Source organism: Candidatus Izemoplasma sp. (assembly GCA_036172455.1).
In the GTDB taxonomy this organism is placed as follows: Bacteria; Bacillota_I; Bacilli_A; order Izemoplasmatales; family Izemoplasmataceae; genus JAIPGF01.
This window is the reverse complement of the sequence record JAXKVY010000004.1, coordinates 81599-96192: the sequence shown is the minus strand read 5'-3', so window position 1 is coordinate 96192 and position 14594 is coordinate 81599. Positions and strand designations below refer to the sequence as shown.

Sequence of the window (14594 nt, the reverse complement as noted above, 5' to 3'; positions counted from 1 at the left end):
TTATGAAAAAACTTGTAATAATGTTCACATTGCTACTTACTGTCCTTACGCTAACAGCTTGTGAAGATGTCTGTGTTGGACCAGAATGTTATACTGATGGTGCAGGAGACGGTACTCAAGCAGAAACTAACTTCATGATCCCATTTACACACATTAATGGACATGGAGAAGAATCGGATAAGTATGGGTATTTACTTTATGAATATGAAGTTAGAGATTATGTAAAATATCAAATCACTTACTTATCTTGTACATGTCGTCCAGCTGATTATAACTATTGGCAAGTCATGTTTATTGAAATTAATAAATTTACTAATGATATCAGAAAAATCTCGTTTGGGTATGATGATGAAAGTTCCGATCATCCCTATACAGCAGGAATGTGGGGAGACTCAAGCCCGACACCGTCTGGAAAAACATTAGAAGATTTTGAAAATGATTTTATCCCTTGGTTAGTTGGAAAATCACAAGAAGATTTAAACGGAATTAAGGTCTTTACTAATGACGACTATTATGGTATTTCAAATGATACAACAATTGAGAATCAAAACTTAATTGATAGTTTTGCAGGAAGCAGTGTATCGACAAACAATATGATTCGTATTGTCAAATCATTGATGGAATATCACAACGAAAACTACGGTCAATAAAAAGGGCAAAGATTTTGCTCTTTTTTTTGGACTGATGACAATTAATTTGCTATACTACTGTTAAAGGAATGATAATCATGAAAAAAATAATACTTTTGATTAGTGTAATAACACTCTCACTAGTCTTAACTGGGTGTCAAGAAAATGATGTGACATTTGATTTGATTGGTGAAACATATAACAATTTAAGTGTAAGTGTGCCTTATAGTGAACAAGGATTTATCGCTAAAAGTGAAGGCAAAGATATCAGTCAGTATGTCACCATTGATAATACTGTCGATCAAACAGCCGCAGGTGACTATGAAGTTACCTATACACTCAATTATGAGGGCATTACCAAAACGTTAACGCGCTATGTGTATTACCGCGATTACGGATGCCAAAAATACCTATATGAAAATAGTGATAAAGAAGTTGTTGTAACCAACTTAACACGTTGTGGTATTCAGTTTACAGAGTACCTTGATACGTATATTACCTTACAGTTTTACTATGAAGACGATACCTATCATGATCAAGCATCATACATTTTTGATAACGTTGAAAATATCTTGAAAGATTATCATAAACTAAGTGATAAATACCATGTCTATGATGGCTACACCAACGTCAAAACAATTAACAACAATCCAACTGCGGTGCACACAATTGATGAAAAGCTATTTAATATGATTCAGTTTACATTAGATCATCAAGATGATGTGGATAACTTATTCAATATTGCACTAGGACCCGTCTTAAATGTCTGGCACAATTATCGTGATGATTGTCAAATTGATAATGATTGTTTAGTCCCCCCAATGAGTGAGCTCGAAGCCGCAGATAATTATACTAACCCAGAAGATATCATCTTAAATGAGACAAACTTAACCATTCAAATGGGACCAAGTATGTCGCTTGATTTAGGTGGTGTGAGTAAAGGCATTATCTCTGGTGTCTTAACTGATTATCTAGATGCGCTTGACTTATATGGGTACTTACTTAATAATGGGGAATCAAATATCTCAATTGGCGGTGAACATCCATCACGTGATAATGGTAAGTTTATTCTAGCCATTACCGATCCAACGTTTTCAGGAGCATATCCATACTACGCTACAATTTATTTATCAGATGGTGACCAACTTGTGACGAGTGGTGATTATCAAAAATACTATATGGTAGATGGCGAAAGATATCATCATATTATTAATCCAAATACCTTAATGCCCGAAAGTTATAGTCGCTCAGTAAGTATTGTGACGAGTGATCCTGGATTAGCTGATTTATATTCAACAGCAATCTTCACCATGCCTATTAGTGAAGGACAAACTTTCGTGAATAATATCGACAACTTAGAAGCCATTTGGTATGGCAATGATGGCACGATTCACTTTAGTGAGAACTTTGAAGAGATGTATTTAATAGAGTTATTCAACCAATAATTAACCATTAAAAAAAAGAGATTTGATTGTCAAACATCAAATCTCTTTTATATTGTCTGCATAATGTTATAAGACCGGTAAGCTAAGAATCCTGTAATGACTCCTGTAATAACACTTAATAATAATATGTATGGGAAATAAAAGACGAGTTCTAAAGTGTCTAAGATATAAATAGCCATCATAATTTGTCCAAGACTATGTCCAAATGCCCCCATGATACTGACACCTATAATACTAAAAATACGTGCTTTCTTCGTTAAAAACATCATGAGATAGGCCATAAGACCCCCAGATAAACTTAAGAAAAATGTAACACTAAATATATTACCACGCAATAACGCCACTAATACGATTCGCATTAATAACAATGTAAAGGCATCTTTCTCTCCAAAATAGTACATAACAATTAATGTCACGACATTCGCTAAGCCAAGTTTAACCCCCGGTACAGGAATCACAGGCAAGAACGCTTCTACAATTGCTAAGACAATACTAATCGACAACAATATTGCGAGCATTGTTAATCGTTTTGTCTTCATCAAAATCACCGAACATATTGTACCACTGTTTTTAGTTTAAATCAATACAGAAAAAAACGCGAACGTTCATGTTCGCGTTTGATATCTTCTTAGGCTGATTGTCCGTCTGTTGTTGTATTGTCTTCTTGTTGTGTTTCATCTTCTACAGGATCTTCTTGTGTCTCTTCTTCAGTGTCTTCATCTGGTCGGCCTGCGGATTCTGGGCGTCCACGTTCTTCACGGTATTGGTGTCCACCTTCAGTGATTATGTAATCATATACTAATTCACCATTTTCATCTATCGTTGCTTTGATTTTGACATGACCCGATACACCATCAACACGGTAATCTAATTTATAGACCGTTTCGCCATCTTCTTCTTCAGCTTTAAATTGATACGTGTTCCCCTCTTCTTCAATGGTTACTTTATATTCATTTTCTTCTTGTTTTATAACTAAACGACTTTCTGACAACACACCATCGATTTGCTTTTCGATATCTATGACAGTTTTTTCTTCATCTTCTTCTGTTTCTTGTTTATAGTGAACTTTAATGGTATTTGCCCCATGAGAAGCTAAAATTGTCATTTTTGTTTCATTTTCCTCGACATCGTCATCATTTTTAGGATCTTCTGCTTCGGTTTCATCGTCGTTTTCTGTAACAATGTCACCTTCTTCAGTATTGGTATCTTGATTTGCGTCATCTTCTGTGTTGCCTGCATCCTGAGAAGTTACTTCATCTTCTGTGTTGGTGTCATCGTCTGCATTTTCTCGGTTTTCACGAGCAATTTCAGGAATAAACTCATCACTCATACCATAACGATGATCTAACACTTCGATCGTATACTCGATTTCGCCAATAACTAAGATACCTGAAATCTCACCAAGATCAGATACATTATAATATAGATTATAAACTTCTTCTTCAATGGTGAATGTCATTAAAAAGGCATATTCAGGTCGGTCACTTACATCTAAGGTCGCACTGCCAAACCCTTCTGATCCTTGTTCAATAAACACTTTTAATCGATCAATATACACGTTGATATCATCAATTTCATCACCAATCTCTGGGCCTTGATGATTATTTAAAAAAGCATATTGATTCGTTACGGTCGTATCTGATGCACTCGTATCTAGTAAACTTCCTGATACATATGATAATACCGCAAAGGACTCAGTTCCTGACATCGCACTTGTTTGTAATGTGTTGGTGTCTAAATTTGAACACCCACTTAAGGTAACAATACCTAATACAGTTAAAAATAATACAACTAATTTTTTCATAACGCTCACTCCTTTTTTTTGTTTGTCACCCATATATACAGTACTGTGATACAAAATTCTCCTTTTTATGAAAATTTCTTAAAAAAAAATTATTTCTCTTAAAAAGGAGAAAAACAACGCTTTACATTGTATATATAAATGACAAACGCAAAAGCAGCATTTTTGTGTTATAATAATTTCGAGGTGATACAGTGACAGATCAAGAGATAATACACGAGGTTCTCTCGAACAACAAAGATGCCTTTGCGCTGATTATGGATCGTTATCATAATGAGCTATTTAAGTATGTATATAATATGACTGGGAACGTCGAGACAACTGAAGATTTATTACAAGAAATCTTCATGAAAATTTATCAGGCATTAAGTGATTTTGATGCTGATAAGGCATCCTTTAGAACATGGATGTACCGGATTGCGATGTATCACACATATAATTATTTTAATCGAAAAGCTGTAAAGCATATTGATGAGTATATCGAAGTCGACTTATCTTTATTAACAGCCGATGAAGATATTATCGATGATGTGATTAAAGAAGATCAACTCGATCGTATCTTAGACATCATTAAAACAATATTAAAACCCAAACATCAGAAAATTATGTTACTACATTTTCTAAGTGGGCTTTCTGTTAAAGAAATAAGTCAAACCTTAGATATCCCAGACAAAACCATTTATAAAGCAATTAAAACAAGTATCGAAAAAATCAAAAAGGAGGTGCAAGCAAATGGCTAAATTTAACCGACCAATTGATCCAGAAGAAATAAAAGCAAGTAAACAACGAACAATGGCATTTGTTATGGATGAGATTGATAAAGAACGTATTCCTTTATACAAACATATCTTCCATGCTTTATTCCAACCGAAACGTCTCGCCTTAGTCGCATCAGCCATTGTGATTGCACTGATTATCTTATTCAATCCTGGTACGGACTCTCCACCGATTGATACAGAGGACTACCAAATCTCTACAACAACTTCTGATCAACTAGCCGAACTCTCTTATATCTCAAGTCATTTAGTGGCTATGGATATGACGGTTTCTAACACAGACATTCTCTTCTTAGCCAATACAACAACGACTGCCTTAGAAGATAATATGCACGAATTTAACCAGTACTTTGATATGTTACGTGTATATTTAGATGATGCCCCGTTTGAAGACGCAACAACCTTCAATGTATTGTCTGATAGTGAATATCAATATGAGATTATCTTTGAACAAGAAAACCTCACTTATACGTTACGTTTAAACGCAGGTGAAGACGGTGCATTTACTGGTATTATGACCCTTGATGGGATCACGCTTGACGTGACAGGAAGCATTGAAGAAAGCAATACAGAAACTAAGTTTGAGTTTGATGCGACAAATGGTACTGACACCATCTCAATTGAATATGAAACGGAAGTTGACAACAATGAAAGTGAAAAATCATTTGTAATCGAAACCAACATAAACAATGTGGTCTCTGAAAAAGACATTACTGTCGAAAAAGAAAGTGATGAATGGACAGTTAAAATGACTGACAATGATGATACTTATGAATTAAAAAAAGAACTTGAGGATGGCATTTGGCAATACAAGTTAGAGTATGAAGTTGGTCATAAAGAAGGCGAAGCACGAATTACCGAAACAACTGACATAAACGGTAACGCTGTCTATCAATATCATATTAGTGAAGAGGGGATCGAACGCGATGTAGAAGTTGGGAAACCAGACTTTGATAAAGAAAGAGAAAAGGATTCAGATAATGAGACAGACGATGACACATCATCTGAACAAAGTGATAATGATGATTCACCTGGGCATGAACCTGATGATAACCCTAGTAATCGGCAGGATCAATCGTATGATAAGGTAACTGAACCAACTCAATTAACAGTCTAAGTAAAAACAATTAGCATAATCGCTAATTGTTTTTTTCATATTCTTCAATGCTGCTTTGATCAAATTCTTCTAATAAATCTTTGACAACATTATTTTGTTTGTTCATCTTTTTAACTGCCTGTTTCAACTGAATAAAGATCCGTTCATATAGTCCATAAAGCGCATATTGTGCATCAGCACCATAATTGCTTTTCCGTAATGCTCTGGCTTCGTCTGTTGCATTAAGTGAATGGATATCCATCTCCGTTTTGCCAACATTGTTTAACATGGTAATATCTTTCATTTCACTATGAACTAATTTAAGTGCATATTCTGGATCAGTTTTAGCTGTTTGATTCACTTTAAGCATGAATCGTATTTCGTTAGTATACTGTCTCCACATAGGGATAAAAACAAATCCATAGACTATTGGGATAAAGACCAACAGCCACGATATTTTAAAGAATAAAAACGCTGGTACAAAAACAATAAAAAGCAATAATGAAATTAGCAATAAACGATAAAGTATCGGACCAAATATAATCTTTCGAATTGATTTCATAACATCGTCTCCCTATGTTTAAATATCTAAATCAAAATAGGCAATACCAACCGTTCCAATACCGGTATGGCAACCAATCACTGGTGTGATAGGTGCTTCAATATGTCGGTAATTTGGAAAGGCTTCTTCCATCCGCTCTTTAATATACGCAAATCCTTCTTTATTATTCGAGGTATCATAGGTCACAATAAAATTATCAATATCTCTTAAATCATTAATAACCAACTCAACCATTTCTTTGAGCGCACGTTTCTGCGTTCTGATTTTTTTAAACGGCACAATTTTCCCGTCGTCATTAACTTCTAAAATCGGTTTAATCTTAAACATACTACCAATAAATCCACTTGCGCCACTTAAACGCCCATTCGCAACAAATAAACGGAGGTTATCCACCATAAAATACTGTTTGCGATTGATCCGCAATTTCTCTAGATAACTAATTATCTCTTCTGCTGTTTTCCCTTCATCAATTAAACGTAATGCTTCAAGGGATAAGAATCCTTCGCTTATGGCTGCGTTTTTAGAGTCTATTACATGTGTCTTTATATCGCCTTCATAGGCGTTAAGTGCTAAACTTGTTGCATTGAATGTTCCGCTCAATTCACTGGATATGGTAATAATAATAACCTCATCATATCCGTTACTTTTTAAATCATCTAATAATAGATGAAGTTCACCAGGCGATGGCATCGATGACGAGGGTACTAAATTATTGTTTTGTAATAATTTGTCATAAAAAGCATCGGCTGTAATTTCTGTGAAATCATTGTACGAATCATCTTCAATCGTGATTTTCATCCGCCAAATACGTAGGTTTTCTGTTGAGATATCAACATAATCTAAACAACTTGTAGACGTTGCAATAACAGCTATTTTACTCATTTTTATTCCCCCTGATCTTTCCTATTTAAAAATCGATATAAGGTTGCGAGTGGCCACCACAGTACTGCTAATGTTGGTAATACAAACCAAATGGTTTGCCGAGTATAATATAAATCAGTGAAGACAAGCATCGCGATAATAATGAGCGCACCAAATAAACTGAATAGAAAATCATTCCGATAGCGCGCGATGGTTTTGGGTTTTTTAAAACTGTAATCTCCCGCATCATAGTAATCCTCAGCTGTCCCAAACTCTAAGACAGTTTTATCGATTGCCTCTTGTTCCGAATAACCTTTATCCATTAAATCATCTACTTTTTCATTCAAAATTTCTGTCACTTGTTCAATAATCTCTTTACGTTCTTCAATGGGGACATGTTTAAATGTGTGCTTCACAAAATTATCAATTTGTTTCATGGTCTTCCTCCAATAACGTTTCTAAAATCTTTTTAAACGCATTCCATTCGGTGTATTTTTCTTTGAAGTACGCTTTACCTAAGGCCGTAATTTTATAATATCGTCGTTTTTTACCATGGGTTTTTTTACCGATATATGATTCGATAATATCTTTTTTTTCAAGTCGATTTAAGGCGCTATAAAGGGTTGCTTCTTTGAGTAAAAAAGCACCGTTTGTCCGTTCTTTAATGCAACTTGCTATTTCATATCCATAGCGATCTTTTTCTTGTATAAGTTTTAATACAATCGTATCAAGATGACCACGAATGAGGTCTGACTGAATCATAAAAAAAACACCTCTACTTACTCTAAATGATGTCTTTATTGTATCAAACATAGAGTAGATAGTAAAGGTATTTAGTGATTAGTATTTGTGTTTAAAGTACTCTTTTAAGTTATACAGTGATTGCAGTAATAGTTCATCTTCATCTAATTTCATATCTTTAATGGTCGCATCAATCATTTCATCATGAAATTGATCATGTATCCGTAAAACATCATACGCTTTTTTTGTGATGGAAACCATAACACGGCGTTTATCTTCTTCTAAGCGTTCACGTTCGACATACCCTTTTTCAACAAGACGATTAACTGCGGTAGTTAGCGTTCCTGTAGTAACCCGTAGTCGAGTCGCAATGTTGGTCATCGTTGGTGGTTCTGTTTTAACGATTGCCTCTAACACATGAACCTCATTCATAGATAATGTGATTCCTCGTTGTTTAAGGTTTTCTTGTTCAATACTTAAAATCTGATTAAACACTTCAACGAGTAGCTCATTAATTATTTGTTTGGGTGTATCCATCGAAATTCCCCCTTGATTTATTTAATAATATAACCAACACCAACCACACCAGGACCACTATGGGCACCTACAACTGGAGTTAATGGATAAACACTAATCTGTGTTATCTCTGGCTTGACTTCTTGAATCAACGCAATAACATTGTTCGCGCGGTCTTGAGCATGTGCTTGAATGACAAAGACTTCAACATCTTGATCACCAAGTTCTTCTAAAAACTTATCGACAAGCCGCTGTGTTGCTTTTTTTAATGTCCGTATTTTTTCTAATGCTTCAACACGACCGTCTTTAGTTACTTCTAACATCGGTTTAATTTTCAACATACTACCAACAAATCCGCTTGCACCACTTAACCGGCCATTTTTCACCAAATAACGTAATGTCTTAACACTAAATAAAATCCGGTGATTATCCCGTAATTCTTCGAGTCTTGGTAAGATCTCTTCGACTGTTTTTCCCGCTTCGATCATACGTGCTGCCTCTAATGTCATTTTTGCTTCAGGGTAGGCAACCGTTTGTGAATCAAACACGGTAACTTTGGTTCCGTCTAACATTTTACCCGCAAGTAGACATCCTTCATACGTTCCACTTAGTTTTTGGCTTATCGTAATAACAAGTAATTCGTCATAGCCTTTTTTTACCATTTTTTCATATTGTTCTAAGATGACACCTGTCGCTGCTTGTGCCGTCGATGGTGTCAGTTCTGGTTTCTCTTCTAATAGTTGATAAAATGCATCTGCGGAGATGTCAACATAATCTGTATATTCTTTCCCATCCGCCATTAAAATACTGCGAATGACTTCAATATCATATGAATGATCAATATAATCAATTCCTGAATTCCCGCAAACTAATAACCCAATCTTTGACATGTATTAACAAGCCTCCTACAATCTTCTTTGAATATCAAAGTTTCTTTATCAAAAGGATACTAGTTTTTCGGCGTTTTGTCAATACTTTTTGATTGAATATAGCTATCCATCGCTAAACTTGCTTCTTTTCCAGCACCCATCGCAAGAATGACAGTGGCTGCGCCACTTACCACATCTCCCCCAGCAAATACACCTGGAATTGATGTTTCATAATTGTTGGTTTCAATCCGTCCCCATTGATCTGTTTTTAAGTTTTTTGTCGTGCGACTTAAAATCGGATTCGGTGATTGACCAATAGATACAATGGCACTGTCAATGGATAGTGTTTTATAGGATTTCGTGCCCACTGGACGATGTCTGCCAGAGGCATCTTTCTCACCAAGTGTCATCACTTCACAGACGACTTCATTAACGATGTAGTTATCGCCTTTAAATTCGACAGGATTTAATAATAGATTAAAGGTAATGCCTTCTTCTTTGGCATGTTCAATTTCTTCTTGTCTAGCTGGTAAACTTGACATGTCACGACGATATAAAATAAAAACATTTTTAGCGCCTAACCGCTTCGCTGTACGCGCTGCGTCCATCGCCACATTTCCGCCACCAATCACGGCCACATTGTCTCCGACTTTGATTGGGGTACTGTGATTAGGAAATGTGTTTGATTTCATTAAATTGACACGGGTTAAAAACTCATTTGCGTAATAAACACCACTATGGTTTTCACCTGGTATATTTAACCGTCTAGGTAAGCCTGCGCCACTTCCGATGAAAATGGCTTCTACCTTTGTGTCGTCAAATAATTGTTCAATCGTAATCGTTTTGCCTATGATTGTATTTTTTTCAAAGTGTACCCCCATTGCTTTAAGTTTATCTATTTCTTCTTTGACAATTGACTTAGGTAAGCGAAAGGATGGAATCCCATATTGTAAGACACCCCCGAAGGCGTGCAACGCTTCATAAATCGTCACATCATAGCCTTTTTTACGCATACTATACGCATTACTTAACCCTGCAGGGCCACTCCCGACGACAGCTACTTTGATGCCATTGTCTTTGATATCTTGCGTTTTGGTGTGGTGTAACCCATAATCACCAAGATATCGTTCTAACATCCCAATCGCTATTGGGGTATATTTTTTACCAAGGATACAGGCTCCTTCACATTGCTTTTCTTGAGGACAAACGCGCCCGCATATACTCGGTAATACATTGTCTTCATATAAAATATCATACGCGTCATCCCATGCTTCTTTAGCTAAATAATCAATGAATTCAGGAATCCGAATAGAGACTGGGCAAGCTTTTACACAGAGTGGTCGTTTACATTGTAAACAGCGATTTGCTTCTAAGATGACTTGCGTTTTGGTCAGACCTAAGGGGACTTCATCAAAGTTTTTAATCCGTTCTTTAGGATCTTGTGTTGGCATTTCTGGCCTATTTTTCATCTGATGTCACCTTCTTTAATAAACAGACATGTTCTTCATCTTTGTAATAGCGTTGACGAGCCATTAATTCATCAAAATTAACCTCATCACCTAAAAAGTCAGGGCCATCAATACACGCAAAATACGTTTTATCTCCAATTGAAACACGACAGTTACCACACATACCAGTCCCATCAATCATAATCGGGTTAAGACTGACGTCAGTTGATACGTTATACGCTTTATTTAGATTGACAACATGTTGCATCATGATCAACGGACCTATCGCAATGGCGTGGTCATAGGAATGATTGTCTAATAGGGTTTTAACCTGATCTGTGACAAACCCTTTGTGTCCTTTTGTGCCATCATCAGTCGTGATATAAAGGGTATCACATACCTCATTAAACTCGGCCTCTAAAATTAAGGCGTCTTTTGTTTTAGCGCCAAGAACACAATCAATATGAACGCCTTTAGCATTATAAAACGCGAGTTGAGGATATAAGGGCGCTGCGCCAACACCACCCGCAACTGCGAGGATCCGTGACACATCATGATCATCAATTGCTTGTCCTAATGGACCAACGACATCTAAAATGTCATCTCCGACGTGTAATTTACCAATTTCTTGTGTAGAAAAGCCGATTTTTTGAATGATCAGAGTTATCGTTTTTTCAGTTGTTTTTACAACCGTTAATGGGATCCGTTCCGCATAGGCATTTGCCCGGACAATAACAAATTGACCGGGTTGATAATTTTTAGCGATATGAGGCGCATGAATCTCCATTAAATCTATCATGTCACTTAATCCTTTTTTGTATACTATTTTTGCCATTTTATCACCTACTTTGATCCATGTATTTTAAAATGCTCAGTCGATAATATCCATAGTAACAACAGATATACGACTGTGGTGATTCCCGCAAGCAAGTATGTGGTTGATTGATACCCAACACGTTCTGCGAAGAATCCGACTGATGGAAAAAGTATAATCATGATGATACTAAAGGTAAGCGCACCAAAACTGAGTACTGTTGCGCGTTTATTACTTGGTGTGAGTTTATTGACATAATCCGCCATAACAACATAAAAGATACTGTCAAAGAACCCAATAACCATAAATGGAATGACATAAATCGGCTCAATAACCATGAGCCAAAACATGACTAAACTGAATAAAGGAACATACCGGAGGATCTTTTTTTCTTTCCACTTACGTTCAATTTTGTGGGCAAAGATGCCGCCAAGTGCCGCAAATAAACTATGTCCTGCAAGAAAAAGACCGACTTCTCCGCGTGTAAAGGCCAATTGTATTAAATAATCTTGAGCAAAGAAGAAAATGGTTGTGACAGGGGCAGCGATCAGTGCACTCATGACAATTAATAAACATAAGCGTTTATTGGATAAGACCGTTTTTATTGAATCAATAAAATGGTGTTTAAATCGTTGAGTAACACCGGTTGTGTGTTGATGATTTACTGGGATATCTGTCATCAATGTTATCAGTATTATTGCAAGTAAGTAAATACCGAACATTAATTGAAAATTTAAATCAAAAGAAATCATTGCGATATAGCCCCCACCAAAAAGAGAAATAGTTGTGCCAAGTTGATAAAAGGCTTCTTTCCGGCCATTAAAACGGATAAATGTTTCTTCTTTACCCAGTCTTTTTAGCGAGTCATACACTAAAGCTTCCCCACTACCTGACTCAAAGGTATAAGATAATCCTAAGAGGGTAAAGGCGAGGATCATCATGGGATAGGAATCAAACCAAAGCATTATGGCGATATATCCCATCGCAACCACTATCCCTAGGATGCGGGATAACTTACGGCCGAATAAATCCGCTACCATACCCGTTGGCACTTCAAAGGCCATACTGGATAGATGGAAGACAGATTCAAATACGCCGATATCAAATAAGGTATACTTTAGCGATAACAAATACATGACCCATATTCCGTGTGTGACATTTAAGTTTCTCACAAAGGTATGGGCATAATCTAGTGGTATATTACGTTGTATCCGTGTCTTTTGTATCATCACGTTTGTCTCCTATTAATTGACTATGACAAAAAATACAGTATTGATCTTCTAAGACATTGTGTTTATGACATTTAGGGCAGGTAACTATCGTTAGCCCTTCAGCTTTTAACGCGGCAATATCAAGTTGTTTATCAAGTATAAATGGTGTGAGTGAATGGACTATAATAAGTCCAAATACACTGATTAATAATGCGAAAATAGCGATAAGTAAAACATATAGCCAAAGCATAATATAACTCACTATTATCGCAATCACACATAAAGTTATGGCAATATACCCGATCATTAAATACCGTTTAATTTGTTTCATTGGTATCCCTCTTTATCTACATTGTACATTCAATACAAAAAACCATCCATGCGTTTTAAATATAACTGGACAGTTACCTTACAACATGTGATGACTACATCAGGGAAAAACGAACTATTAATATAACTCAAATATCGTTTCGCCACGATTCATCGTGAGTTTTTTTCGTTTAATCCGATTACTTTTAATAAAATGCGTACTCTGAATGGCTTCTCTTAATGATGTCCCACTACGGTACCCGTGAATGATACGGATTTGTTTTACTTCTTTGCTTAATTTTGCGATGAAACGCTCAATTTCAACTTTAGCTTGATCTTTGGTCATGCCATGTACATCAAATTCTACCATTACTCTTCCTCCTTTAGTGAGACAATCGGTAAAGCCTTTTTAAGATAGTGGCGTCTACCATATGTCTCTAGATGTTGATTAAAAATCTTTTGCATTATAGCTTCATTATCTTTCATGTTATTGACTAAGTCTTGATCAATCTCTTGAGAGAATGGACAACTTTGAATACAGGTGCCACAATCTGTGCCTGATTTGATCCACATATCATAACATTTATTCTCATCAAATTTATAAAATTGGCGCCCATTCACCATCCGTGGACGATGTGATATAGCTTTTGAAGGACAGTTCATTAAACAGAGTCCGCAGTATTTACAAAATGCTTTTAACCCAAAGTCATCGGGACGATCTGGGGGTAACTCTAGGGTTGTAAAAACAGCGCCTAACCGCACTCTGTTTCCATACTTCCGGGTGATTAAATGGTTAGCCATCCCGATTTCACCAAGCCCAGCATCATACGCTAAGGGCACGAGTGGTGCGAGATAATATTCTGAATTATTAAACATCGCATGATAGCCTAAATCTTTTAAATACATCGTCAAGCGCGCACCAATATGAGCCAGTTTTAAATAGCCTTCTTCGGTCGCTAGTAATTCCTCAAACTGGGGTGCACGGTTAATCATATCCTTATCCATTAAGACGGTGAATACAATCGCCGTTTTATATTTGGGTAAAATCTTTTCACCATAATTGTTAATCCCTAACGTTTTATTCACGCCACCAAATACTTGATAAAATGAATAATCTGTTAATGTTGTGAGACCAACATCAGTCGCACCGTAATACTTAGTAATCTCTTTGATATTTGCTTTAAAACTATCCTTTAAAGGAACATGGGTTGATTTTTTAGGATACGCATTAGCCATATCAAAGAGCGCTTTGATGTGGGTTTTATTATGTTTAAAGATTGGTTCAAACCGTTCTTTAAAGCGGGGTGACTTTTTCGAATTATGACGAAACGATTTGCCACGTAAAAGATCATCAGGATGTTTTAATTCCGGATGTTGGTTATAAAATGTATTGTATGCTTCTGTCCCTTTTTCAAGACCAATACGTGAAAACAAGGTCTCTCTTTCATCATATTTTTTCATGTTTCATCACCATTTATAGTATATCATATTCCGTTTTTTAACTGTTATGAAAAAG

The 14594-nt window shown here is 36.0% G+C and carries 18 protein-coding genes; 4 read left to right on the top strand and 14 right to left on the bottom strand.

The features are described from left to right. Window positions 1-2 precede the first annotated feature (2 nt). Window positions 3-650: a hypothetical protein gene (locus tag UMR38_06815; protein ID MEC9485571.1), complete on the top strand. Its 648-nt coding sequence runs from the start codon at window positions 3-5 to the stop codon at window positions 648-650. 77 nt (window positions 651-727) lie between these two features. Then, window positions 728-2074, top strand: coding sequence for an FAD:protein FMN transferase (locus UMR38_06810; protein MEC9485570.1), 1347 nt, complete (start codon window positions 728-730; stop codon window positions 2072-2074). A gap of 47 nt (window positions 2075-2121) precedes the next feature. Here the strand turns inward: UMR38_06810 and UMR38_06805 are convergent, their stop codons facing one another. After that, on the bottom strand, window positions 2122-2613 hold the full coding sequence (locus tag UMR38_06805) for a Gx transporter family protein (protein MEC9485569.1): 492 nt from the start codon (window positions 2611-2613) through the stop codon (window positions 2122-2124). A gap of 89 nt (window positions 2614-2702) precedes the next feature. Beyond that, entirely contained in the window at window positions 2703-3878 is a 1176-nt protein-coding gene (locus UMR38_06800; GenBank protein ID MEC9485568.1) for a hypothetical protein, read from the bottom strand. Between the two features lie 191 nt (window positions 3879-4069). Between UMR38_06800 and UMR38_06795 the strand changes: the two genes are divergently transcribed. Together UMR38_06795 and UMR38_06790 are read left to right on the top strand one after the other, a co-directional pair. Next, window positions 4070-4615, top strand: a complete 546-nt coding sequence (locus tag UMR38_06795) for a sigma-70 family RNA polymerase sigma factor (GenBank protein ID MEC9485567.1) — start codon at window positions 4070-4072, stop codon at window positions 4613-4615. Next, a complete protein-coding gene (locus UMR38_06790; GenBank protein MEC9485566.1) occupies window positions 4608-5768 on the top strand; it encodes a hypothetical protein in 1161 nt (386 codons plus the stop codon). The genes UMR38_06795 and UMR38_06790 overlap by 8 nt, the downstream gene beginning before the upstream one ends. A 22-nt stretch (window positions 5769-5790) precedes the next feature. Here UMR38_06790 and UMR38_06785 read toward each other — a convergent pair whose 3' ends face one another. The 12 genes from UMR38_06785 to UMR38_06730 form a co-directional block, all read right to left on the bottom strand. Next, complete coding sequence (locus tag UMR38_06785) at window positions 5791-6309, bottom strand: hypothetical protein (protein ID MEC9485565.1); 519 nt, start codon at window positions 6307-6309, stop codon at window positions 5791-5793. 18 nt (window positions 6310-6327) lie between these two features. Then, the gene (locus tag UMR38_06780; protein MEC9485564.1) at window positions 6328-7191 is read right to left on the bottom strand and encodes a DegV family protein; all 864 of its coding nucleotides are present in this window, start codon (window positions 7189-7191) and stop codon (window positions 6328-6330) included. A 2-nt stretch (window positions 7192-7193) separates the two neighbouring features. Next, window positions 7194-7607 carry a permease prefix domain 1-containing protein gene (locus tag UMR38_06775; GenBank protein MEC9485563.1) on the bottom strand — a complete coding sequence of 138 codons (414 nt, stop codon included), beginning with the start codon at window positions 7605-7607 and terminating at the stop codon, window positions 7194-7196. Next, window positions 7594-7932, bottom strand: coding sequence for a PadR family transcriptional regulator (locus UMR38_06770; GenBank protein ID MEC9485562.1), 339 nt, complete (start codon window positions 7930-7932; stop codon window positions 7594-7596). The genes UMR38_06775 and UMR38_06770 overlap by 14 nt, the downstream gene beginning before the upstream one ends. 78 nt (window positions 7933-8010) lie before the next feature. Beyond that, window positions 8011-8448 (bottom strand): MarR family transcriptional regulator, encoded by a 438-nt coding sequence (locus tag UMR38_06765; protein ID MEC9485561.1) that lies wholly within the window; start codon window positions 8446-8448, stop codon window positions 8011-8013. 17 nt (window positions 8449-8465) lie between these two features. Beyond that, window positions 8466-9317 carry a DegV family protein gene (locus tag UMR38_06760; protein ID MEC9485560.1) on the bottom strand — a complete coding sequence of 284 codons (852 nt, stop codon included), beginning with the start codon at window positions 9315-9317 and terminating at the stop codon, window positions 8466-8468. A 59-nt stretch (window positions 9318-9376) separates the two neighbouring features. Next, window positions 9377-10765: an NADPH-dependent glutamate synthase gene (gene gltA, locus UMR38_06755; GenBank protein MEC9485559.1), complete on the bottom strand. Its 1389-nt coding sequence runs from the start codon at window positions 10763-10765 to the stop codon at window positions 9377-9379. Further along, a complete protein-coding gene (locus UMR38_06750) occupies window positions 10755-11579 on the bottom strand; it encodes a sulfide/dihydroorotate dehydrogenase-like FAD/NAD-binding protein (protein MEC9485558.1) in 825 nt (274 codons plus the stop codon). The genes gltA and UMR38_06750 overlap by 11 nt, the downstream gene beginning before the upstream one ends. Before the next feature lie 8 nt (window positions 11580-11587). Continuing rightward, window positions 11588-12787, bottom strand: a complete 1200-nt coding sequence (locus tag UMR38_06745; protein ID MEC9485557.1) for an MFS transporter — start codon at window positions 12785-12787, stop codon at window positions 11588-11590. Beyond that, window positions 12759-13100 carry a DUF2614 family zinc ribbon-containing protein gene (locus UMR38_06740; GenBank protein MEC9485556.1) on the bottom strand — a complete coding sequence of 114 codons (342 nt, stop codon included), beginning with the start codon at window positions 13098-13100 and terminating at the stop codon, window positions 12759-12761. The genes UMR38_06745 and UMR38_06740 overlap by 29 nt, the downstream gene beginning before the upstream one ends. Window positions 13101-13217: 117 nt before the next feature. Continuing rightward, window positions 13218-13448 (bottom strand): Smr/MutS family protein, encoded by a 231-nt coding sequence (locus UMR38_06735; protein ID MEC9485555.1) that lies wholly within the window; start codon window positions 13446-13448, stop codon window positions 13218-13220. After that, window positions 13448-14539 carry a reductive dehalogenase domain-containing protein gene (locus UMR38_06730; GenBank protein MEC9485554.1) on the bottom strand — a complete coding sequence of 364 codons (1092 nt, stop codon included), beginning with the start codon at window positions 14537-14539 and terminating at the stop codon, window positions 13448-13450. Before UMR38_06730 ends, UMR38_06735 begins: the two co-directional genes overlap by 1 nt. Window positions 14540-14594: the final 55 nt, after the last annotated feature.